Here is a 22418-nt window from a genome sequence, read left to right on the forward strand (position 1 = left end):
GCGCGTAGCGGCCGGCGAAGAGCCGCGTAGCGGACGGCGGAGGACCGCCGGGTCAGGCGGCGTAGCGGGCGGCGAGGTCGATCACCCGGCGGGCCGCGGCCACCATGGCCCGGTCGGCGAACCGCCCGTCGGGCAGCACCACCGTGCCGGAGTCGCGGGTCTGCGCCTCGGCGACGGCGGCGAGCAGTTCCCGGGCCCGGTCCACCTCCCGGTCGCCGGGGCGGAACGCGGCGGCGATCACCGGGAGCTGGCGCGGGTGGATGGCGGCCCGGCCGAGGAAGCCGAGCCGCCGGCCGGCCGCGCAGGAGGCGGCCAGGCCGTCCAGGTCGGCCACGTCGGCGTACACCGACATGGCGGGCGGCGGCAGGCCGGCCGCGCGGGCCGCGACCACGATCCGGCCGCGGGCCCAGAGCAGGCCCTCGTCGTCGGCGACGCCCAGGTCGGAGCGGAGGTCCGCCTCGCCGAGCCCGAGCGAGGCCACCGCCGGGTGGGCGGCCGCGATGGCGTACGCGGACTCCAGCCCGACGGCCGACTCGACCAGCGGGTGCAGCGGGGTGCCGGCCCGGGCGGCCACGGCGGCCACGGTCGCCGGGGACTCCACCTTGGGCAGTCGCAGCCCGGCCAGTCCGGGCCGGCCCGCGACGGCGGCCAGGTCGGCGTCGAGGTCCGGGCCGGTCAGCTCGTTGACCCGCACCTGCACGGGCAGGGGCTGCGGGTGGGCGAGGAACTCGGCGACGGCGTCCCGGGCGTACGCCTTGCGGCCGGCCACGACGGCGTCCTCCAGGTCGAGGATGACCGCGTCGGCACCGGCGGCGACCGCCTTGGCGAACCGGTCGGGCCGGTCACCGGGCACGTAGAGCCAGGTGAGCAGCATCAGATCACCCCGCGCTCGCGCAGCGCGGCCAGCTCGTCGGCGGTCAGCCCGAGCGCGCCGAACACCGCGTCGGTGTCCTGGCCGTGGCGGCGGCCGGCGTGGCGGATCTCGCCGGGGCTGTCCGACATCCGGAACGGCACGTTCTGCATCCGCACCTCGCCCAGTTCCTCGTCGGGCACGGTGACCACGGTGCCGAGGGCCGCGTACTGCGGGTCGGCGAGGATGTCCCGCACGTCGTAGACGGGGGCCACGGCGGCCTGGGCCGCCTCGAACGCGGCGACCACCTCGTCGCGGTCCCGCTTGGCCACCCACGCGCCGACCGCGGCGTCGAGTTCGTCGGCGTGCGCGGCGCGGCCGCTGCCCGTGGCGAACCACGGCTCGTCGACCAGTTCCGGGCGGCCGACGAGCCGGACCACCCGCTCGGCGATGCTCTGCGCGCTGGTGGACACGGCCACCCACCGCCCGTCGGCGCAGCGGTAGGTGTTGCGGGGCGCGTTGTTGTTGGAGCGGTTGCCCAGCCGGGGCTGCACGTAGCCGAGCTGGTCGTACCAGGTGATCTGCGGGCCGAGCATCGCCATGATCGGTTCGATGATGGCGAGGTCGACCACCTGACCCCGGCCGGTCAGGTCCCGGCCGCGCAGGGCCAGCATCACGGCGTACGCGGCGGCGAGCGCGGCGACCGAGTCGGCCAGCCCGAACGGCGGCAGGGTCGGCGGCCCGTCGGGTTCCCCGGTGGCCGCGGCGAACCCGCTCATGGCCTCGGCGAGGGTGCCGAACCCGGGCCGGGGCGCGTACGGGCCGATCTGGCCGAAGCCGCTGATCCGGGCGACGACCAGCCGCGGGTTGACGGCGTGCAGCTCGTCCGGGCCGAGGCCCCAGCGTTCCAGGGTGCCGGGGCGGAAGTTCTCCACGAGCACGTCGGCGTCGGCGAGCAGCCGGCGCAGCAGGTCGGCGCCCTCCGGCTGCGAGAGGTTGAGCGTGACGGTCCGCTTGTTGCGGCCGAGCACCTTCCACCACAGGCCGACGCCGTCCCTGGCGGGGCCGTGGCCCCGGGACGGGTCCGGCTTGGCGGGGTGCTCCACCTTGACCACGTCGGCGCCGAAGTCGCCGAGGAACGCGGCGGCCAGCGGGCCGGCGAACAGGGTGGCCAGGTCGACGACCTTGACGCCGTGCAGCGGGGCGGTCATCGCACCGCTCCCGGCAGGTCGGCGGCACAGCGGAAGCCGATCGAGGTGGAGCGGCCGAGGCCGGCGCCGGTGAGCAGCAGCTTCGCCGACACCTCCGGCGGCTGGGGGCCGCCGTCGAGGTACCAGTCGGAGCCCTCCGCCCGGTAGGCGCAGCCGCCCTTGAGGATGACGAAGCGGGTACGCCCGTCGGAGTGCTCGCTCTCGGTCAGGTTCCACACCAGGGGCTCGCGCCGGATCAGCAGGCCCGCCTCGGCGGCCACCTGCCACTCGTCCTCGGTGGGCAGCCGCAGCCCGGCCCAGTCGGCGTACGCGCGGGCGTCGGCGAGGTCGACCCCGGTGACCGGGGCGTCGGCCGGCCCCTGCCCCGCGGTGAACCGTTCCGGCCGCGCCGGCCGGTAGCCGGTGGCCGCGAGGAAGCGCGCGTACTGGCCGTGGGTGACCTCGTGGGTGTCGATGGCGAAGCGGCCGAGCCGGACCTGGCGGCGCAGCGTGCCGGTGTGGTGCAGGCGGGGCGGCAGCGGCTTCCACTCGTCCACGTACGGGGCCTCGCCGTAGAGGCCGGTCTCCCGGACGCGGTGGCGCACGGTCAGCTCGTGCCGGCCACCGTCGACGGTCACCATGCCCTCGGGCAGGGCGGCCAGGGGCGACCACGGGGTGCGGGCGCGCACGGCGGCACGGGCCGGGAAGGACGGGTCCCCGGTCGGCGGCTCGTACCGGGGCACCGGGGTGTCGGTGGCGACCACGGCGGCGATCGCCCCGGCGGGCAGCGGCCCGCCGACGGCCACCCGGCCGTCCGCGAGCTCGGTGACGGTCAGCTCGGCGCCGGTGACCAGATCGACGAAGCGGCCCGGCCGGGCCTCGGTGCGCAGCCAGGGACCGTCGTGGTCGGCGCCCCGGTTGACCACCGTCCACAGCGGCTGGTCGTCGTGGGTCCAGCGGGACGCGTACACCTGGCCGGCGCCGGGGTGGTCGGCGAGCGGGACCCAGTCCTCGGCGCGCAACCACGCGGCGTGGCTGGCCTGGACCCGGCGCATGGCCCGCAGCACGGCCCGGTCCCGCTCGTTCCAGCCGACCCAGACGCCGAAGACGCTCTCCCAGACCAGCACGCCGCAGCCGTTGAGCCAGGCGGAGTGCAGCTCGTCGAGGTGGTCGCGGTGCCAGCGGCGGGTGTGGTGCAGGACGTGCCGGCGTTCGAACCACTTGGCCCGCAGCACGCCGGGGGTGTCCGAGTCGGCGAACCACTGCGCCCACGACATGGCGTGGTCCTCGATCCGGGCCAGCGGCACCCGGCTCTCCCCCTCCAGGACCAGGCCGGGGCGCACCGCGTCGAGGGCCTTGCGCAGCTCGCCGGCGCCCTCCTTGAGGGTGTCCAGGAAGACCCCGTCGACGCCGAGCCGGGCGGCCAGCGCGGCCACCTCCTCGGCGTCGGCGCCGGGCTCCCGCCGCGTGCCGGTGTCCCACGGGTTGTAGTCGACGAACACCCGCACGCCGGCGTCCTGGAACGAGCGGACCACCTCGGGCAGCTCGGGCACGTCGCGGTACCAGTCGAACTGGTTGCGCTCGTCCAGGCCGATCACCGGGTACGCGTGCCAGAGCACCACCCCGTCGAAGCCGCCGAAGTCGCGCCGCGCCGCGTCGAGGAACGCCTCCACGGTGAACTCGCCGCGGTCGTGGTCATACAGGGTCTCGTCCCAGAGCCAGGCGAGGCAGACGCTGAAGCAGTCCCCGGCGATCTCGTCGTAGTGCGCGCCGGTGTAGCCGAGGCGGGCGCGGGCGTCGGCCCGCCACCGGGTGAGCTGCTCCCGCCAGGCCGGCCAGTCGGCGGGATCGCCGGGGGCGGCGAAGATCTTCGCCTCGTCCAGGGTGGTCAGGTCGGCGTGCGCGCCGAGCGGGACCTCGGTGGGCCGGTCGATCGGCCGCGGCACGTACGGGTTGAAACTCACTGGACCTCTCCGTAGGTGGCGGCGGCGAGCGCGTCGATGGCGGCCCGCTCGGGCAGGGCGGTGGACGCGCCGGGACGCTGGGCGCAGGCCGCGCCGGCCGCGCACGCCCAGCGCAGCACGGCGGTGGCGGTGTCCCCGGTGAGGCCGCCGCGTTCGGCCAGGGCGACCGCGAGCGCGCCGGTGAACGCGTCGCCCGCGGCCGTGGTGTCCACCGCGTCGATCGTCGGAGCGGGCACCTCGACGCGGGCGCCGTTCCGGTCGGCGTAGGCGGCGCCGCGCGCGCCGAGGGTGAGCACCACCCGGGGCACGAGGCCGACCAGGGAGTCGAGCAGCGCCGCCGGCTCGTCGGTGAACACCCCGGCCACGACCGCCGCCTCGTGCTCGTTGACCACCAGCACGTCGACGAGGTCGAGCAGTTCGGCCGGCAGCGGGCGGGCCGGGGCGGCGTTGAGGACCACGGCGGCGCCGGCGGCGCGGGCCCAGCCGGCGGCGCGGGTGACCTCCGCGAGGGGCACCTCCAGTTGCAGCAGCAGCACGCCGGCCGCGGCCACCGCGTCGCGGTCGCCGTCGTCGAGGGTCAGCGCGGCGTTCGCGCCGGGCGCGACCACGATGCAGTTCTCGGCCGCGTGGTCCACGGCGATGAGCGCGACCCCGGACGGCCCGTCGACGGTGCGCAGGCCGGTGACCTCGACGCCGGCGGCGGCGAGGTTGTCCCGCAGGAGCCGGCCGAACCCGTCGCCGCCGATCGCGCCCACGAAGGCGCAGTCCGCGCCGGCCCGGGCGGCGGCCACGGCCTGGTTTGCGCCCTTGCCGCCGGGCACCATCCGGAAGTCGTCGCCGAGCACCGTCTCGCCGGGGCGGGGCAGCTGCGGAGCGGTGACCACGAGGTCCAGGTTGGCGCTGCCGACCACGACCACCCGGGCGCTCCGGGTCAGCTCTGTTCGCGACTGCGGGGCTCGCAGGCCCGGCTCACTCCTCGCGCTCACGCCGCACCCCGGTGGGCCAGGGCGAGGGTACGGTCGGCGAGGGTGTCGAAGCCGATGCCGTCGAAGCCGGCGATGCTGCTGGCCAGCCGGTTGCGCAGGGGCGCGACCCAGCGCCCCGGCAGGCGGGCGGCCCCGGTGAGGGCGCCGGTGACCGCGCCGACGGTGGCGCCGTTGGAGTCGGTGTCCCAGCCGCCCGCGACCACCGCGCAGATCGACCGTTCCAGGTCACCCCGCCCGTACGCGAGGGCCGCCGCGACCAGGGCGGCGTTGTTGCGGACGTGCACCCAGTGCAGGTGACCGTGCCGCGCGTAGAGGGTGTCCACGATGCTCTCCCAGTCGTCGCCGGTGGCGCCGAGGGCGCGCGCCTCGCGGACGGCGGCGGTGAACCGGCTGCCCGGGGGCAGCACCGACTCGCCCGCGTCCAGCACCGCGTCGACGTCGCCGGCCACCGGCGCGGCCGCGGCCATGGCGGCCACCCAGACCGCCCCGTACGCCCCGGCTCGGACGTGGCTCACGGCCGCGTCGCGCCAGGCGGCCTCGGCGGCCCGGTCGGGGCGGCCCGGGTTGGTCCAGCCGTACACGTCGGTGCGGATCTGCGCGCCGATCCACTCCCGGAACGGGTTGTGCCGGCGGGCGGTGTCGGGCGGCGTGAGGCCGAGCAGCAGGTTGCGGTAGGCGACCCGCTCGGCCGTGAAGACCCGCCCGGCGGGCAGCCAGTCCAGCCAGGCCTGGGCCACGTCGGCGCTGGTGAAGCCGGGCCCGTGGGTCTCCAGGATCCGCAGCGCCAGCAGCGGGAAGTTGAGGTCGTCGTCCTCCGGCATGCCGGCGATGTTCTCGGCGAGGCTGGTCGGGGCGCTGCGCCGGTTCCACGGCCAGCGGGCGGCCACGTCGGCCGGCAGCCCTTGCGCCGTGAACCAGTCGCGCAGCGGCCACCGGCCGGTGGCGGAGAGGATCTCCCGGATCCCGTGGCGGGGGATCTTCTCCACGGGCTTGCCGAGCAGGCAGCCGGCCGCCCGGCCGAGCCAGGCGCCGTGCAGCCGGTCCCGCTCGACGGTGGTCGGCAGGTCCCAGGCGCCCGGCCAGGTCTTGCGGACCCCGTCGAGGTCGGCGGGCTCGTCGGTGGCGTCCGGCCCGGGCAGCGCGTCGGCGGCGTCGAGCAGGTCGACGGCGAGGGCCCGCAGCTCCGGCGGCGCCGGCACCGGCGAGGCCCCGGTTACCGGCGCCGTGACGTCGCCGCCGGCCGCCGCCCAGTGGTCGGCCAGGGCGGTGACGTCGCGGCCCTCGTCGCGGCTCGCCGCCAGTTCGTGCGGCAGCAGGTCCTCCGGCTGCACCCAGGTCAGCCGCAGGCCGCCGGCCGTCCCCCTCGGCCGGCCGGCGGCCGCCGCGCCGGCCGCGCTCATGCCAGCCCGCCGAACCGCTCGGCACGCCGGGCGAAGCGCTCCCGGTCGCGGTCGAAGACCTCGGTGGCGACCCCGGCGAGGACCCTTGCGGGCTCGACCAGGTCCGTGCGGGAGGCCGTGGCGACCACCTGCGACCATTCCGCCGGCACCGCCGCCGCGCCGCCGAGCGCACCGGCGATCGCGCCGGCCATGGTGGCCGTGGAGTCGGCGTCCCGGCCGTAGTTCACCGAGCCGAGCACGGCCGCCCGGTAGTCGCCGCCGGCCACCACGAGCATGCCCAGCGCCACCGGGAGCTCCTCGATGGCGTGCAGGCGGCTCGGGCGGCGGGCGCCCAGGCCGGGGCTGCGGTACTCCTCCCCCACCGTGTCGTAGGGGGCCACCGCGGCGCGCAGCGCCGGGATGGCGGCCTTCCAGTCGTCGTGCCCGCGGGCCTCCTTGACCACCGCGTCGATGGCGGCACGGGTGCCGTCGCGGGCCAGGTCGAGGGCGGCGGCCACGACGTCGTCGACGCTCGCGCCGGCGGTCGCGGCGGCGGCGACCGCGGCCGCGAAGACCGCCGCGGCCTCCCGGCCGTAGCTGTGCTGGTGCGCCCCGGCGATCTCCACGGCCTCGGCGTACGCCCCGGCCGGGTCGCCGGCGTTGACGATGCCGACCGGCGCCATGTACATGGCGGCGCCGCAGTTGACGATGTTGCCGACGCCCGCCTCGCGCGGATCGGCGTGGGCGTGGTGCAGGCGGGTGACCAACCACCGCTCGGCCGCGGCCAGGCGGTGGAAGGTCACCCCCTCCCGCTCCAGGTCCGGGATGTACACCACCCGCTCGATCAGGTCGGGGACGAGCAGTTCCACCACGTCGTACGCGTCGAGGTGGTCCCGCTTGGCCGCGTACGCCCGGACCAGGGCGTGGGTCATCAACGTGTCGTCGGTGATGTGCCCGTCGCCCTTGTGGTACGGCGCGAGTGGCCGCGCGGTGGCCCAGTCGGCGTGGTACGGGGGGACGATCCCCTCGACCCAGCCGCCGAAGCGGGCGCGGATCTGCTCCGGAAGCGCCGTCTCGGTGGCCCCGCCGAGGGCGTCGCCCACCGCGGCGCCGACCAGGCATCCGACCGACGTGTCGAGCAAGAGTGACATCGTTACCTCAGAACCTGCTTGCCACCGTCGACCAGCTGCGTGCCGAGCTGGTCCAGGGTGATCTTGTTGGCGAAATACTGCTGGAGGGCCGGGGTGGCGTACTTGGTCTTCCACTCCGGGTAGCCGTCGGCCTTCTGGAACGGGGCGACGGTCAGGTCGGCCGCGCTGTCCGCGGCGACGTCCCAGCCCTGCTTGCCGTTCGTGAGCTTGACCAGCTCCTCGTTGGCCTGCTTGCCGGTGGGCACCAGCCAGTCGCCCTTGGCCAGGGCGGCCATGTTGGCCGGGTTGAGGAACCACTCCAGGAACTGCGCGGCCTGCTTCTTGTGCTTGCTGTCCTCGGCGATGGACAGGGTCTGCGGGTTGGCGGCCTGCTTGCTGGAGAGGCCCTTGATCGGCGGGAGGGTCACCCACTCGAAGCCGGCCGGGGCCTGCTCGACCATCTGCTGGCGCAGCGAGACCGAGCCGGGGAGCATCGCGTACTTGCCGCCGAAGAAGCCGGGCAGGGTGTCCGCGCCGCTCATGCCGAGCGCCTCCGGGGAGGCCGACTTGCTCGTGTAGATCATGTCGTGGATCCGCTTCGGCACCTCCTTCTCCGCGTCGCCGACCTTGACCTCGGTCTTGCCGCCGTCGCTGTAGAAGAACTTGCCGTCGTAGTTCAGCGCGAGGTTCAGCACCCGGTTGGTGGGCGACTTGAGCGCCCACGCGGCGCCGTACTGGCCGGGCTTCGTGAGCTTCTGGGCGTTGGCCTGGAACTCGTCCCAGGTCCAGCCGCCGTCGGCCGGCGGCACGGCGATCCCGGCCGCGTCGAGCAGCTTCTTGTTGGCGATGACGACCTGCGACTCCAGGAGGAACGGCACACCGGCGACCTTGTCGTCGAAGGTGGCGGTGTCCCAGACGCCCTGGTCGATCTGGCCCTTGAAGTCGTCGCTGAGCAGCTTCGAGACGTCGGCCAGGTAGCCCTGCTTGCTGAACTCGCCGATGGCCGAGGCCTCGTAGTGCACGATGTCGGCCACGTCGCCACCCTCGAACGAGGTGACGAGCTGGTCGTGGACCGAGTTCCAGTCGCCCTGGACGTACTCGACCTGGATGTCCGGGTGCTCGGCGTTCCACTTGGCGACCAGGTCCTTGTTGGCCTGCAGCGACTCCTTCTGCCAGGCGAGGCTCAGGAAGCGCAGCTTGACCGGGCCGGACGAGGTCTCGTCCTTGCCGCCGCCGTCACCGCACGCGGTGAGGGCGCCGAGCCCGACGACCGCGACCGCGGCGGCCGCGGCGAGTCGGCGGAACCTGCTACGGAGCATGGGGGATTCCTCCTTGGTGGTGGTTGGGGGTTGTGGTTCAGCCCTTGACCGCGCCGGCGAGCGACCCGGACGAGAGGCGGCGTTGCATGACCGCGAAGAAGATCAGGCTCGGCAGTGTGGCCAGCAGCGAACCGGCCGCCAGGGGGCCCAGGCGGGCGGTGCCCTCGATGCCGACGAACCGGGCCAGGGCGACCGGCAGGGTCGCCAGCTCGGGGGTCTTGACCAGCACGAGGGCGAAGAAGAACTCGTTCCAGGCGGAGATGAAGGAGAACAGCGCGGTCGCCACGATGCCCGGCGCGAGCAGCGGGAAGACCACCCGGCGCAGCACCTGGAGCCGGCTCGCGCCGTCGACGCTGGCCGCCTCCTCCAGCTCGCGCGGGATGTTGCGGACGAACCCCTGGAGCATCCACAGCGCGAACGGCAGCGCCCAGACCACGTAGATCAGGACCAGCCCGGCGTGTGTGTTCGCCAGCCCGACCTGCCGCAGGATGAGGAAGATCGGGATGATCAGCAGCACGAACGGGAAGAGCTGCGACAGCAGCACCCAGCCCAGCGCCACGGTGCCCAGCCTGGTCCGGAACCGCGCGAGGGCGTACGAGGCGGGCAGCGCCACCAGCACGGTGAGCACCGCCGAGGCGAGCGACACCTGGAGGCTGTTCAGCGCGGCCCGGCCGAGCTGCTGCTCGGTGAAGGCCTGCACGAAGTTCTGCACGGTGGGGTTGCTCGGGATGAGCGAGGGGTGCAGCCGCACCAGTTCGCGCGGCGGCTTGAACGCGGTGGACAGCAGCCAGACCAGCGGGAACCCGAGGAAGATCAGGTAGCCGGTCAGGGCGACGTACTGGAGCGTCCGCCCGGTGTGGCTCGGCTTTCCGAACATGTCAGTTCGCCTCCCGGAGTCGGCGCCGCAGGTAGACCGCGAGCAGCGCGACGATGATCACGACCATGACGTTGCCGAGGGCGGCCGCGTAGCCGTAGTTGCCGTAGCGGAACGCCTCCTCGTAGGCGAAGAGCATCGGCAGCATGGTCTTGCCGCCCGGCCCGCCCGCGGTCAGCACGTAGACCAGGCCGAACGAGTTGAAGTTCCAGATGAAGTCCAGCGAGGTGATCGCCACGACGACCGGCGCGATGGCCGGCAGCGTCACGTTGCGGAACCGGTGCCAGGTGCTCGCGCCGTCCACGGCGGCCGCCTCGTGCAGCTCGCGCGGCACGCCCTGCAGGCCGGCGAGGAGCACCACGGTGGTCTGCGGCATGCCGGCCCAGACGCCCACGATGATGACCGCGGGCAGGGCCGTGCTGAAATCGCCGAGCCAGTTGGTGCGCAGCCCGTCCGCGCCGACGCGGTAGAAGAACTCGTTCAGCAGGCCGGCGTCCGGGTGGTAGACCAGCTTCCACAGGATGCCGACCACCACCGGGGGCATCGCCCAGGGCACCACGGAGAGCACCCGGGCCAGCCCGCGGAAGCGCAGCTGCTGGTTGAGCAGCAGCGCCAGCCCGAGGGCGAGCACGAACTGGAGCACGGTCACGCCGACCGCCCAGAGCAGGCCGATCTTGAACGAGTTCCAGAAGAGCTCGTCGCCGAGCAGCTCCCGGTAGTTCTCCAGCCCGGTGAAGCTGATCTCGACGTTGCGCCCGGCCCGGGCGTCGGTGAAGCCCAGGTAGATGCCGCGCACCAGCGGGAAGACCGACAGCACCACGATGGGCAGCAGCGACGGGAGCAGCAGCAGGTAGATGCCGAGCCGGTCGGATTGGGACCGGGCCCTGCGGGGCCCGTCGGCGCGGGCGACGTCGGGCCGTTCGGCCACCGTGGTCATGCCGTCACCTCCGGGGTACGCGGCGCGGGCGCGGGCTCGGCCGGCGCGGGAACGAACAGCGAGGTCGTGCCGCTGGAGGCGCGCACGGCGAGGCTGGGGGCGACCTGCTCGCGGCGCGGCGGCAGGCTGGCGTCGGCGATGCGCTGGAGCAGCAGTTCGGCGGCGCGGCGACCGCGCTCGGCCGAGCCGAGGGAGACGCTGGAGAGCTGCGGGAACGTCATCTGGGCCAGCTCGGTGTCGTCCATGCCGACCAGCGCCACCTCGTCGGGGACGCGCCGGCCGGCGGCGAGCAGGGCGTGCAGCGCGCCCACGGCGATGAGGTCGTTGGCGCAGACCAGCGCGTCGGGCTCGGCGCGGGCCAGGAGTCGCTCGGCGGCCGCCCGGCCGGCCGCGTAGCGGAAGTCGCCGATCTCGACGAGGCGCTCGTCGAGGGCGATGCCGTGCCGGTCGAGAGCGGCCCGGAAGCCGGCGTCGCGGGCCGCGCCGGGCACGGTGTCGAGCGGGCCGTTGAGGAAGCCGATCCGCCGCCGCCCGGCCGCGACCAGGTGGTCGACGGCCAGCCCCACGCCGGTACGCGAGTCGGTGCGGACGTTGTCCACGGGCGCGTCGGCGGGGAGCTGCCCGACCACGACCACCGGGACCGGGTTGTCGACCAGCGCGGCGAGGTGGTCGTCGGTGACCCGGATCGGGGAGACGATCATGCCGTCGACGTAGCGGTGGGCCAGCCGGCGCAGCAGGGCGGTCTCGTTGTCGATCCGCCCGCCGGTGGCGTGCACGAGCAGCTGCCGGCCGGAGGCGGCCACCACCGACTCGATGGCCCGCATCATCTCGACGTACACCGGGTTGCCGATGTCCTCGACGGCGAGCGCCACGAGGCCGGTGCGCTGGGACTGGAGCGAGCGGGCGATGGCGTTGGGCACGTACCCGACCTCGGCCGCGGCCTCGCGCACCTTGCGGACGGTCTCCGGGCTGCCGCCGACGCCGTTGAGCACGCGCGAGGCGGAGGCGATGGAGACACCGGCGCGGGCGGCGACGGTGTGGACGGTGGGCCGGCCGTCGGCCGACTCCTGTAAACGTTTACGACCCACGCCCGCACCTCCAGCTGCTCTGCTGTAAACGTTTCCGGAAGTCTGCGCCCCGTCCGACGGTCCGGTCAAGGCCTCGTTACGAAAACGTTTCCAACCGCGCTGACCTCGCGCGATCGACTCCAGCTCGGCGTCGTGGCGGCATCCGGCGGGCCGGGACCCCGCCAGCTCGGCGAGCCGGCGTCGCCTCAGCGTGAGGGCGCCGGCACCCGCGCGGTGAGGGGGCGGCCGGTGAGGCGGCGGATCGCCAGGTAGCCCTCGCAGCCGAGGCACAGCCCGAAGGCCGCGTTGAGGAAGGCGGCCGCGAGCGCGGCAGCGGTGGCCACCAGCCCGAGCAGCGGCACGCCGGCCAGCCAGCCGGCCGCGCCGGCCGTGGCGAAGACGAGGCCGACGAGCTGGGCGAACCGGACCGGGGCCAATGGCTCCAACTCGGCCGGCGGGGCGAGCCGGGGCGCGACCAGCAACCGGAAGAGCAGGCCGTACGGGCCGAGGCGCGGGTGGACGGCGGTGAGCGCGAAGACGACGGCCTGGGCCAGGGCGAGCCAACCGGAGCCGGTGACCAGGGCGGCGGCGAGGACGACGGTGGTGAGGGCGGCGGCGAATCGCGGCCCGCGGGGGTCGAGCAGCATGAGGGCTTCCGTTCGGGTGGCGAAGGGGTCGGTCAGGCGGTCGCGACCGGCGCACAGAGGCTCGCCGCGAGCCGCCCGTGGTCCACGACCCGCCGCCGGACCAGCCGGACGCCGGTCACGACCGCGCCCCGGCCAGTGGGGCGAGCGCGGCGAGCAGGTCCGCCCGGTCCGGCACGCCGGCGGCCCGCCGGACGATCCGGCCGGCGGCGTCCACCACCAGCACCGTCGGGGTCCGCCAGACGTCCAGCTCGCGGGCCCGGTCGAGGTGCTCGTCGACGCCCACCTCCAGCAGGGTGACCCCGTCGAGCCGCCCCGCCACGTCCTCGAGCACCCGGCGGGCGGCCCGGCAGGGCGCGCAGACCGGTGCGGAGAACTGGACCAGCGTGACCTCGCCGGCGCGGACGCCGAGCGCGGCCAGCGCGGCCCGGTGCGCCGCGTCGCCGGCCGGGGACACGGCGCGCAGCCGGCCGTCGCGACGCCGATGCCACCAGCCGAAGGCGCCGGCGGCCGCGAGCACCGCGACGAGCACCAGGAGACCGGTCAGGCGGGGTGGCTGCACCGTCCCAGGCTGCCACGACGACCGGCGCAGCGGACCCCGCCGTCCCAGCCACCGGACGTGACATCGCCTACTCCGGCGGTGGGAATGGCGTCCCAGGAATCGGCGGTCGTCGCATTTGTCCTCTGGCGCACCGGCCGATCCTGGCAATATTCTCCACTTCGCGCGCAGCAGTTGGAGTTCCTTTACATGCCCGCACGCCCGTCGGGCCATTGAGGAGATGCCATGCACTTCGACCACCCCGAGCTGGACCGTCGTACCCTGCTGCGGGCCGGCCTCGGCGCCGCCGCGGTGGCGGTCGTCGGGAGCGAACTCGCCTTCCCGGCCGCCGCGCAGGCCGCGCCGGGCGCGGACCTCGGCTGGATCATCAGCTGCGACGAGTGGGGCGCCCGCCCGCCGGCGGATCCGCTGTCGATCAGCGCGATCGCGACCAACAAGATCATCGTCCATCACATGGCGTTCCCGAACAGCACGGACTACTCCGAGGAACACGCCAAGCAGCTCGCCCGCGACTGCCAGGACCTGCACATGGACACCAACCGGTGGTCGGACACCGGGCAGCACTTCACGGTCAGCCGGGGCGGCCACGTCCTGGAGGGACGGCACGGCAGCCTCGAACGGTTGCAGGCCGGCGACCGGCAGATGATCTCGGCGCACTGCCCCGGCGAGAACGGCCGGGCCATCGGCATCGAGAACGAGGGCACCTACGTCACCGAGACGCCGCCCGAGGAGCTGCTCGACTCGCTCGTGAAGCTCTGCACCGCCGTCTGCCGGCAGTACGGCCTGCACGCGCACGACATCTTCGGCCACTGGGACTTCCGGGCCACGCAGTGCCCCGGCGCGATGTTCTACCGGGAGTTCCCGGCGCTGCGCCGCCGGGTCTTCGCCAAGCTCGGCACCCACCTGTCCGACGTGCCGGCCCGCCGCTGGCCGGACATCTGGCGCTTCGTCGGCGGCCCGGTGGTGCAGGTCGCCCAGCGCCTGCTCACCTTCCGCGGCTACACCGTCCCGGTCACCGGCGTCTTCGACGCGGCCACCGTGGCGGCCGTGCAGGACTGGCAGGCGCGCAACGGCATCCCGGTCGACATCGACGCCACCCTCACGGCGCCGACCTGGGAGACCCTCGCGCCCGAGTTGGAGAAGGACGCCACCGGCATCCCGGTGGAGACGGTGCAGTTCATGCTCAACTCCAAGGGCTACGCCGACGTCGCGATCACCGGCGAGTACGACTACCCCACCAAGAAGGCCCTCAAGGACCTGCAGGAACTGCACGGTCTCGACCCGAACGGCAAGGTCAGCACCACCACCTGGTGTGCCCTGGTGGGGGGTGTGGTGCGTCAGTCGTTCCAGAAGAACTGACGGCGCACCGGCGGGGAAAAAGGCGGTGGGGGTGGCAACGGCGCCACCCCCACCGCTGCCGTCCGCACCCGCGGCGACTCACCGGTCACGCGTCGTTGTGACCGTCGTACCCGCCTGCGACGATGACCCTCGTTCACGGACGAAGGAGGGTCGCACAATGGCGTCTCGGCTCAACCCGTACCTCAGCTTCCGCGACGACGCGCGGCAGGCGATGGAGTTCTACCAGAAGGTGTTCGGCGGCACGCTGACGCTCAGCACCTTCGGCGAGTTCGGCAACCCCGATCCGGCGGTGGCCGACAACGTCATGCACGCACAACTGGAGACCGACCGCGGCTTCACGCTGATGGCCTCCGACACGCCGCCGGAGATGGACTACCAGCCCGGCGCCCGCATCTCGATCAGCCTGAGCGGCGACGACGCCGACGAGCTGCGCGGCTACTGGCGGCAGCTCGCCGAGGGCGGCACGGTCGCGGTCCCGCTGGAGAAGCAGATGTGGGGCGACGAGTTCGGCATGTGCGCCGACCGGTTCGGCATCAACTGGATGGTCAACATCGCGGGCGCCCAGGCCTGACCGCCGGGCGGAGGTGGCCCGAACGGCGGTGTCCACGGTGGTGTGACCGGCGTTAACGTACGCCGATCACGATCCCGCCGGGAAGGACGACAAGTCATGGACGGCAGCCTTCGCGCACATCTCCGACGCCTCGCCAGGCTGGCCACCGCGGCCGCCCTCGCGGTGGCCGGCCTGGGGCTCGTCGCCCCGCCGGCACACGCGGACGCCGGGCCCAAGGTGTCCGTGCTGACCCGCAACCTCTACCTGGGCGGCGACCTCACGCCGTCGATCGGGGCGCCGACCCTGCCGGCGTTCCTGGCCGCCAACGCCGCCCTGCTGAGCCACGTGGACCTGGTCGACTTCCCGTCCCGGGCGGCGCTGATCGCCGACGAGATCCGGGAGCGCAAGCCCGACCTGGTCGGGCTCCAGGAGGTGGCCCTCTGGCGCACCGGCCCGCTCGGCGACCCCGCCCCGGCCACCGAGGTCCGCTACGACTACCTGGCCCTCCTCATGGGTGAGCTGGCCGCGTCCGGCCACCGGTACGACGTCGTGGTGGTGCGGGACGAGGCGGACCTGGAGGGCCCGGCCGGCGCGCCGCACCTGCGGGACGTCCGGCTGACCATGCGCGACGTGATCCTGGTGCGGCACGGCGGCCGGGTCAAGGTGAACGCCACCTCGTCGGGCAACTTCGTCAACAACCTGGTCTTCCCGCTCGCCGCCACCGGCGGCACCGCCACGAGCACCCGCGGCTGGACGGCCGTGGACGCCACGCTGGGCAGCCGCACGTTCCGGTTCGTCAACACCCACCTGGAGGCGTTCCACCCCGGCGTACGCCTGCTGCAGGCGCAGGAGCTGCTGCGCGGCCCGCTGAGCGTGCCCGGCCGGCTGATCCTCCTCGGTGACCTGAACAGCGGGCCCGAGCTGCCCGACCCGAACAACCGGCTCGCCTACCTCGCGCTGGTCGCCGGCGGGATGGTCGACACCTGGCCGATCCTGCACCCGGGCGACCCCGGCTACACCTCCGGCCTGGGCGACGACCTGACCGAGCCGGCCGACGACGTCGAGCACCGGATCGACATGGTGCTGGTCCGCGGCGCGGTGACGCCGGTTTCCAGCGAGGTCTTCGGCAACGAGCGGCGGACCCCGGGCGGCCGGTGGGCGTCGGACCACCTGGGGCACGAGGCCGTGCTCGCGTTGCCGTGACCGATCCGAAACGTCGGCATTCGCGCCTGGTGAACGCCACCTATCCCCACGCATGGAACGCCATCAATCATTACCCGGAGGTAGACATGAGTCACTCTCACCTCCGGGTGTGACGCCCGGGCGCGGAGGGCGAGACGTCGGCAAGCGGTAGCCGGGCGCAGTCCCGGCCCGACTCCGCACACCGGAGGATCCGCATGCCCCGTCCCACCACCCGCAAGCGGCTCGCGGCTCTGGCCGCGACCCTCACCGCGGCGGCGAGCGCCCTGACGGTCGTCCCACCGTCACCGGCGCTCGCCGCCACCACCTTCGCCCCCGGCGACTACTGCCTCGGCCAGTGCGCCGACATCCTGCCCCCCGGCGAGAACGGCAACGCCACCCTCGCCGCGATCCTCGCCCACCAGGCGCTCGGCACCCGGCCGGCGCACTCCGGCGACCAGCTCGACGAGTACGCGAACCTGGTCTACGGCTACGCCGGGCTCACCGACGAGCAGATCGCGCAGTTCTACAACGACGCCTCGTTCGGCGTCCCGGACGCGCAGGTGGAGAGCACCGTGCGGCCCCGCGCCGACGTCACCATCGTCCGCGACAAGGCGACCGGCGTCCCGCACGTCACCGGCACGACCCGCTCGGGCACCATGTTCGGCGCCGGGTACGCCGGGGCCCAGGACCGGCTCTGGGTCATGGACCTGCTGCGACACGCCGGTCGCGGCACCCTCACCTCCTTCGCGGGCGGCGCGCCCGGCAACCGGGAGCTGGAGCAGAGCATCTGGGCCAACTCGCCCTACACCGAGGCGGACCTCCAGGCCCAGGTCGACGCGCTGCGCCAGAAGGGCGCCCGCGGCCAGCAGCTCTACGACGACGTCACCGACTACATCGCCGGTGTCAACGCCTACGTCGACAAGTCCATCGCCGACGACAACTACCCCGGCGAGTACGTCCTGGCCGGCGCCGGCAAGCCGACGCACTTCACCATGACCGACCTCATCGCCACGGCCGGCGTCATCGGCGGGCTGTTCGGCGGGGGCGGCGGCTCCGAGATCCAGTCCGCCCTGGTCCAGGTGGCCGCCCGGGCCAGGTACGGCGCCACCGAGGGCGACCGGGTCTGGCAGGCGTTCCGGTCCCAGAACGACCCGGAGACCGTGCTCACCCTCCACGACGGACAGAGCTTCCCCTACGGCGCCACCCCGCCGGGCGCCACCGGCGCGGTGCTCCCCGACGCCGGCAGCGTCGTGGCCGAGCCGCTGGCCTACGACCCCGCCGGCGGCGCGACCACCACCAAGGCCGGCGGCGGTGGCACGGACGGACTGCTCAGCGGCCTCGCCGGGCTGCGGTCGCACGGCATGTCCAACGCCGTTGTCATCTCCGGCCGGCACACCACCACCGGCAACCCGGTCGCCGTGTTCGGCCCGCAGACCGGCTACTTCGCCCCGCAACTGCTCATGCTCCAGGAACTCCAGGGGCCGGGGGTCAGCGCCCGGGGCGCCGCCTTCGCCGGGCTGAACCTCTACGTGCTGCTCGGCCGGGGCCAGGACTACGCGTGGAGCGCCACCTCCGCCAGTCAGGACCTCACCGACACGTACGCGGTGCCGCTGTGCACCACCGACGGCAGCGCGCCGACGGTCGCCTCGAACCGCTACCTGTGGCACGGGCAGTGCGTGGCCATGGAGGTCCTCGAGCACCGCAACTCCTGGTCGCCGACGCTGGCCGACTCCACTCCCGCCGGCTCGTACACGCTGCGTGCCCTGCGCACCCGCTACGGGCTGGTCGCCTACCGGGGGCTGGTGAACGGGCAGCCGACCGCGTTCACGAAGCTGCGCTCGACCTACCGGCACGAGGCCGACTCGGCGATCGGCTTCCAGGCGTACAACGACCCGGCCGCCATGGGCTCGGCGGCGGCGTTCCAGCAGTCGGCCGCGAACGTCGGCTACGCGTTCAACTGGTTCTACGTCAACTCGACCGAGGCGGCCTACTTCAACTCCGGGTCCAACCCGGTCCGGCCGGCCACCGCCGACCCCAACCTGCCCACCCGGGCCGAGGCGGCCAACGAGTGGGTCGGCTGGAACCCGGACACCAACACGGCCAGCTACACGCCGGCCGCCGCCCACCCGCAGTCGGTGAACCAGGACTACTACGTCAGCTGGAACAACAAGCAGGCCCGGGACTTCGGCGCGGCCGACGGCAACTTCAGCTTCGGGTCCGTACACCGGGGCCAGCTCCTCGACGGGCCGGTGCGGGCCGCCATCGGCCAGCGCAAGCTGGGCCGGGCCGACGTCGTGCGGATCATGGCCGACGCTGCGGTCACCGACCTGCGCGGCCAGCAGGTCCTCGGCGACCTGCTCCGAGTGCTCGACAGCGCCCCGGTCACCGATCCCGCGCCGGCCGACGCCGTGGCCAAGCTGCGGGCCTGGCAGCAGGCCGGCGCCCGCCGGGTGGAGACCGCCCCCGGCTCCAAGGTCTACCAGCACGCCGACGCCATCCGCATCTTCGACGCCTGGTGGCCGCTGCTGGCCGCCGCGGAGTTCCGGCCCGGCCTCGGCCCCGACCTCTACGGGGCGCTGGTGGACGCCATCGAGGTGAACGAGGCGCCGTCCGGCGGCCAGAACGGCGGCCGCGACGGCAGCGCCGTCTGGGCCCTTGCGGGCCAGCCGCACAAGGGCTCCTCCTTCCAGTACGGCTGGTGGGGCTACGTCGACAAGGACATCCGGGCCGTGCTCGGCGACCCGGTGGCCGGCGGGCCGGGCCGGACGTACTGCGGCAACGGCGACCTCGGCGCCTGCCGGCAGGGCCTGCTCGGCACCCTCGCGCAGGCCGCCGCGGTGCCGGCCACCACCGTCTACCCCGGCGACAAGTCCTGCGGCGCCGGCGACCAGTGGTGCGCCGACGCCATCGCCCAGTCCGGCCTCGGCGGCATCACCCACCCGGTGATCGCCTGGCAGAACCGCCCCACCTACCAGCAGGTCGTCTCGTTCCCGGCGCGCCGCGGCGACGACGTCACCAACCTGGCCCAGGGGCGCGCCGCGACCGCGTCGAGCACCCAGTTCCTCACCAGCCACACCCCGGACAAGGCGGTCGACGGCAGCCTGAGCAGCCGCTGGGCCAGCAGCTACAACGACAACCAGTGGATCCGGGTGGACCTGGGAACCGCCCGCACCATCGCGCGGGTGGTGCTGCGCTGGGAGGCCGCGTACAGCAGCGCGTACCGGATCGAGGTCTCCGCCGACGGCAGCACGTGGCAGCCGGTGTTCAGCACCACGGCCGGCAACGGCGGCACCGACAACGTCACCGTCACCCCCGTCACCGCCCGCTACGTGCGGATGTACGGGGTCAAGCGGGCCACCTCGTACGGCTTCTCGCTCCACGAGTTCGAGGTCTACGGCCGGTGACCCGGGCGGCCGGCCGGCGGGACCGCACCCGCCGGCCGGTCCCCGGCATACGATCATCGGGTGAGCGGCGGCACCGTACCGATCGGCCCGGCCCTCGTCGTCGCGCTCACCGCGCTCACCCTGGCCGGCGCGGCCGTGCTGCGGCTCACCGGGCTCGGCCGGGCCCGCACCGTGCTGACCGCGGCCGCCCGGGCCACCGTCCAGCTCGGCGCCGTCTCGCTGGTCATCGTCGCGGTGCTCCGCGCCTGGTGGAGCACCGCCGCGTTCGTGCTGCTCATGTACGCCGTCGCCGGGTTCACCGCACGCCGGCGGATCGGCGCCGAGGCGCCCGCCCGGGTCGCCCCGCTGGCCGTCGCGGCCGGGGTGGTGCCCAGCCTGGCGGTGCTCCTGGCCAGCCGGGCCCTGCCGGCGACCCCGCTCGTGGTGCTGCCGACCGCCGGCATCCTCATCGGCGGGGCGATGACCGCGACCAGCCTGGCCGGCCGGCGCACGCTCGACGAGCTGCGCAGCCGGCACGGCGAGTACGAGGCCGGGCTCGCCCTGGGGCTGCTCCCCCGCGACGCCGCGCTGGAGATCTGCCGCCCGGCCGCCGGGCAGGCCCTCGTCCCGGCGCTCGACCAGACCCGCACGGTCGGGCTGGTCACCCTGCCCGGCGCGTTCGTCGGCGTGCTGCTCGGCGGGGCCGGTCCGGTCCGCGCGGGCGCCACCCAGCTGCTGATCCTGCTCACCCTGCTGGCCGTGGAGGCGGTGGCCATCGCCGTGGTGGTCGAGCTGCTCGTCCGGGACCGGGCCCGCACCGCGCCCTGACCGCCCGGTGTAGCGGGGGCGCGAAGGGGTAACGGCGGGCCGATGACCTGGGTGGGCAACCTGCGCGTCCGGCCCGACCTGCTCTACGTCGCGAGCGGGTGGAGCACCCTGGTCACCGACGTGCGCGGCCGGATCGCCGGGGCCGACCCGCAGGGCTTCTTCGCTCGCAACACCCGCGTGCTCAGCCGCGAGCGGATCACCGTGGACGGCCGGGAGCCGGTGCCGTTCGCCACGGCCAACGTGCGCGGGCACGCCCAGCTCTCCTACGCCGAGCTGGGCGACGGGGAGGTGCTGCCGTCGCGGGCCGCGTACCTGACCGTCGAGCGGTTCGTCGGTCCCGGGCTGCGCAGCCGGTTCACGGTCCTGAGCTACGCCGCCGAGCCGCTGCGGTTCCGGCTCGGGGTGACGGTCGACGCGGACTTCGCCGACACCAGCGAGGCCGAGGCGGGCCAGCGGCTCCAGGTCGGCGAGGTACGCACCGGGTGGGATCCGGGTGCCGGCGAGCTGCTGCTGACCTACCGGCACGAGGGCCTGGACCGGGCGGTCGCCGTCCGGCTGCGCGCCGACGCCCCGGTGGCGTACGCCGACGGCGGGTTCACGGTCGACCTGGCTGTGCCGCCGGGCGGCCGGGCCGCCGCCGAACTGCTCGTCGAGCCGGTCTTCGACGGGCACCGGCTGCCCGCGCCCCCGGCCACCTTCACCGAGCCCGGCGACCCGGCCGCCCGGGCCCGGGCGCGGCTGGACGCCGAGCTGGCCCGGCTGTCCAGCAGCAACTTCGACGTCACGGCGGCCTGGCGGTGCGCCGTGCGGGACCTGGCCGTGCTGCCGCTCGGCGAGCCGGCCGGCCCGGCGGCGCCGATCGCCGGCCTCCCCATCTACCAGGAGATCTTCGGTCGGGACACGATGACCGCCTCCTGGCAGGCGCTGCTGGCGGGCCCCACCATGCTGGCCGACAGCCTCCGGCTCAACGCCGAGCACCTGGGCCGCCGCCTGGACGACTGGCGGGACGAGGAACCCGGCAAGCCGCTGCACGAGGCCCGGCAGGGCCCGGTCTCCCTGCTCGGGCTGAACCCCTTCACGGCGTACTACGGCGACTGGTCCACGGCGCCGGACTTCCTGGTGTTCCTCGGCCAGTACCTGGCCTGGACCGGCGACCTGGCCACGGTCCGGGACCTCCTGCCCACCGCGAGCCGGGCGCTCGCGTGGCTCGACCGGTACGGGGACCCGGACGGCGACGGCTTCCTCGACTACCACTGCCGCTCCCCGCGCGGACTCAAGAACCAGGGCTGGAAGGACTCGGACACGGCGATCGTCGACGAGCGGGGCGAGGTGGTGCCGAACCCGATCGCCAGCAGCGAGCTCCAGGGCTACTGGTACGCGGCCCTGCGGCACGCCGCCGTGGTGTTCACGGTGACCGGGCACCCGGCCCGGGCCGCCGCCCTGCTGGCCCGCGCCCGGGCGCTGCGCCGCCGGTTCCACCGTGCGTTCTGGCTGCCGGACCGGGGCTGCTACGCGATGGCGCTCGGGCCGGACAAGCAGCCGGTCCGGTCGGCCAACTCCAACGACGGTCACCTGCTCGCCACGGGCATCGTGCCCACGCGGGTCGCCGAACGGGTGGCCGACCGGCTGCTCGCCCCGGACCTGTTCAGCGGCTGGGGCGTGCGGACCCTGTCGGCCGAGCACCCGGCGTACAACCCGTTCAGCTACCACCGCGGCAGCGTCTGGCCGGTGGAGGCCGGCACCATCGGCCTGGGGCTGGCCCGGTACGGCTGCTGGCCGCACCTGCACCGGCTGGCCGAGGGCATGTTCGGCGCCGCGGCGCTGTTCGCCGACCACCGGCTGCCCGAGGTGCTCAGCGGCCTCCCCCGGGACGCCGCCCACCCGCACCCGGGGGTCTACCCCAACTCGTGCTCCCCGCAGGCCTGGTCGGCCAGCGCCGTGGTGGCCCTCGTGCAGGCCCTGCTGGCGCTGCGCCCGGCCGCGCCGCTGCGGACGGTCCTCGTCGACCCGCACCTGCCCGAGTGGCTGCCCGACCTGCGGCTGGAGGGCGTACGGGTGGGTGGCGCGATGGTGGACCTCACGGTGCGGCGGCGGCGCGGCGGGCGTACTTCGGTGCGGGTGCGCGGCGACCGGCTCGCGGTGGTGCGCCGGCCGCCCCGGCAGGCCGTCGCCCTCACCCGCCGCGAGGTGTAGCACGCGCCGGACGGGGAAACCGGC

At 74.6% G+C, this 22418-nt stretch carries 18 protein-coding genes; 6 read left to right on the top strand and 12 right to left on the bottom strand.

The genetic code is table 11. From position 1 onward, the window contains the following. Positions 1–52 precede the first annotated feature (52 nt). The 12 genes from GCE86_RS12020 to GCE86_RS12075 form a co-directional block, all read right to left on the bottom strand. Positions 53–874, bottom strand: coding sequence for an HpcH/HpaI aldolase/citrate lyase family protein (locus GCE86_RS12020; protein ID WP_154227027.1), 822 nt, complete (start codon positions 872–874; stop codon positions 53–55). Next, complete coding sequence (locus GCE86_RS12025; protein ID WP_154227028.1) at positions 874–2061, bottom strand: CaiB/BaiF CoA transferase family protein; 1188 nt, start codon at positions 2059–2061, stop codon at positions 874–876. Before GCE86_RS12025 ends, GCE86_RS12020 begins: the two co-directional genes overlap by 1 nt. Next, a complete protein-coding gene (locus tag GCE86_RS12030; RefSeq protein ID WP_154227029.1) occupies positions 2058–4004 on the bottom strand; it encodes an SUMF1/EgtB/PvdO family nonheme iron enzyme in 1947 nt (648 codons plus the stop codon). The genes GCE86_RS12025 and GCE86_RS12030 overlap by 4 nt, the downstream gene beginning before the upstream one ends. After that, positions 4001–4939 (bottom strand): ribokinase, encoded by a 939-nt coding sequence (locus GCE86_RS12035; protein WP_154230465.1) that lies wholly within the window; start codon positions 4937–4939, stop codon positions 4001–4003. The genes GCE86_RS12030 and GCE86_RS12035 overlap by 4 nt, the downstream gene beginning before the upstream one ends. A gap of 47 nt (positions 4940–4986) precedes the next feature. Further along, positions 4987–6390: an ADP-ribosylglycohydrolase family protein gene (locus GCE86_RS12040; RefSeq protein WP_239542452.1), complete on the bottom strand. Its 1404-nt coding sequence runs from the start codon at positions 6388–6390 to the stop codon at positions 4987–4989. Then, complete coding sequence (locus GCE86_RS12045) at positions 6387–7520, bottom strand: ADP-ribosylglycohydrolase family protein (RefSeq protein ID WP_154227030.1); 1134 nt, start codon at positions 7518–7520, stop codon at positions 6387–6389. The genes GCE86_RS12040 and GCE86_RS12045 overlap by 4 nt, the downstream gene beginning before the upstream one ends. 2 nt (positions 7521–7522) lie before the next feature. Then, a complete protein-coding gene (locus GCE86_RS12050) occupies positions 7523–8818 on the bottom strand; it encodes an ABC transporter substrate-binding protein (protein WP_154227031.1) in 1296 nt (431 codons plus the stop codon). A gap of 37 nt (positions 8819–8855) precedes the next feature. After that, complete coding sequence (locus GCE86_RS12055) at positions 8856–9695, bottom strand: carbohydrate ABC transporter permease (protein WP_154227032.1); 840 nt, start codon at positions 9693–9695, stop codon at positions 8856–8858. A gap of 1 nt (position 9696) precedes the next feature. Beyond that, positions 9697–10629 (bottom strand): carbohydrate ABC transporter permease, encoded by a 933-nt coding sequence (locus GCE86_RS12060; RefSeq protein ID WP_154227033.1) that lies wholly within the window; start codon positions 10627–10629, stop codon positions 9697–9699. After that, positions 10626–11717 (bottom strand): LacI family DNA-binding transcriptional regulator, encoded by a 1092-nt coding sequence (locus GCE86_RS12065; RefSeq protein ID WP_154227034.1) that lies wholly within the window; start codon positions 11715–11717, stop codon positions 10626–10628. Before GCE86_RS12065 ends, GCE86_RS12060 begins: the two co-directional genes overlap by 4 nt. A gap of 185 nt (positions 11718–11902) precedes the next feature. After that, positions 11903–12343: a DUF4395 domain-containing protein gene (locus GCE86_RS12070; protein ID WP_154227035.1), complete on the bottom strand. Its 441-nt coding sequence runs from the start codon at positions 12341–12343 to the stop codon at positions 11903–11905. A 115-nt stretch (positions 12344–12458) separates the two neighbouring features. Next, on the bottom strand, positions 12459–12902 hold the full coding sequence (locus GCE86_RS12075) for a TlpA family protein disulfide reductase (RefSeq protein WP_208818093.1): 444 nt from the start codon (positions 12900–12902) through the stop codon (positions 12459–12461). Positions 12903–13124: 222 nt separating this feature from the next. On the opposite strand from GCE86_RS12075, the gene GCE86_RS12080 reads away from it, so the two are divergent. The 6 genes from GCE86_RS12080 to GCE86_RS12105 all read left to right on the top strand — a co-directional run bounded on the left by GCE86_RS12080 (position 13125) and on the right by GCE86_RS12105 (position 22394). Further along, positions 13125–14258 (top strand): peptidoglycan recognition protein family protein, encoded by a 1134-nt coding sequence (locus tag GCE86_RS12080; protein WP_154227036.1) that lies wholly within the window; start codon positions 13125–13127, stop codon positions 14256–14258. Between the two features lie 157 nt (positions 14259–14415). Beyond that, positions 14416–14829: a VOC family protein gene (locus tag GCE86_RS12085; protein WP_154227037.1), complete on the top strand. Its 414-nt coding sequence runs from the start codon at positions 14416–14418 to the stop codon at positions 14827–14829. Positions 14830–14925: 96 nt separating this feature from the next. Continuing rightward, complete coding sequence (locus GCE86_RS12090; protein WP_154227038.1) at positions 14926–16011, top strand: endonuclease/exonuclease/phosphatase family protein; 1086 nt, start codon at positions 14926–14928, stop codon at positions 16009–16011. A 194-nt stretch (positions 16012–16205) separates the two neighbouring features. Continuing rightward, positions 16206–19394: a penicillin acylase family protein gene (locus GCE86_RS12095; protein WP_154227039.1), complete on the top strand. Its 3189-nt coding sequence runs from the start codon at positions 16206–16208 to the stop codon at positions 19392–19394. A gap of 60 nt (positions 19395–19454) precedes the next feature. After that, a complete protein-coding gene (locus tag GCE86_RS12100; protein WP_154227040.1) occupies positions 19455–20201 on the top strand; it encodes an ABC transporter permease in 747 nt (248 codons plus the stop codon). Between the two features lie 42 nt (positions 20202–20243). Continuing rightward, entirely contained in the window at positions 20244–22394 is a 2151-nt protein-coding gene (locus GCE86_RS12105) for an amylo-alpha-1,6-glucosidase (protein ID WP_154227041.1), read from the top strand. Positions 22395–22418 lie beyond the last annotated feature (24 nt).

The sequence above is a fragment of the Micromonospora terminaliae genome (assembly GCF_009671205.1).
GTDB lineage: Bacteria > Actinomycetota > Actinomycetes > Mycobacteriales > Micromonosporaceae > Micromonospora > Micromonospora terminaliae.

Excerpts from the sequence above, each read along its gene's own strand:
- GCE86_RS12020 (WP_154227027.1), bottom strand. The coding sequence starts at position 874 with ATGCTGCTCACCTGGCTCTACGTGCCCGGTGACCGGCCCGACCGGTTC.
- GCE86_RS12025 (WP_154227028.1), bottom strand. The coding sequence starts at position 2,061 with ATGACCGCCCCGCTGCACGGCGTCAAGGTCGTCGACCTGGCCACCCTG.
- GCE86_RS12040 (WP_239542452.1), bottom strand. The coding sequence starts at position 6,390 with ATGAGCGCGGCCGGCGCGGCGGCCGCCGGCCGGCCGAGGGGGACGGCC.
- GCE86_RS12045 (WP_154227030.1), bottom strand. The coding sequence starts at position 7,520 with ATGTCACTCTTGCTCGACACGTCGGTCGGATGCCTGGTCGGCGCCGCG.
- GCE86_RS12050 (WP_154227031.1), bottom strand. The coding sequence starts at position 8,818 with ATGCTCCGTAGCAGGTTCCGCCGACTCGCCGCGGCCGCCGCGGTCGCG.
- GCE86_RS12055 (WP_154227032.1), bottom strand. The coding sequence starts at position 9,695 with ATGTTCGGAAAGCCGAGCCACACCGGGCGGACGCTCCAGTACGTCGCC.
- GCE86_RS12060 (WP_154227033.1), bottom strand. The coding sequence starts at position 10,629 with ATGACCACGGTGGCCGAACGGCCCGACGTCGCCCGCGCCGACGGGCCC.
- GCE86_RS12070 (WP_154227035.1), bottom strand. The coding sequence starts at position 12,343 with ATGCTGCTCGACCCCCGCGGGCCGCGATTCGCCGCCGCCCTCACCACC.
- GCE86_RS12080 (WP_154227036.1), top strand. The coding sequence starts at position 13,125 with ATGCACTTCGACCACCCCGAGCTGGACCGTCGTACCCTGCTGCGGGCC.
- GCE86_RS12085 (WP_154227037.1), top strand. The coding sequence starts at position 14,416 with ATGGCGTCTCGGCTCAACCCGTACCTCAGCTTCCGCGACGACGCGCGG.
- GCE86_RS12090 (WP_154227038.1), top strand. The coding sequence starts at position 14,926 with ATGGACGGCAGCCTTCGCGCACATCTCCGACGCCTCGCCAGGCTGGCC.
- GCE86_RS12095 (WP_154227039.1), top strand. The coding sequence starts at position 16,206 with ATGCCCCGTCCCACCACCCGCAAGCGGCTCGCGGCTCTGGCCGCGACC.
- GCE86_RS12105 (WP_154227041.1), top strand. The coding sequence starts at position 20,244 with ATGACCTGGGTGGGCAACCTGCGCGTCCGGCCCGACCTGCTCTACGTC.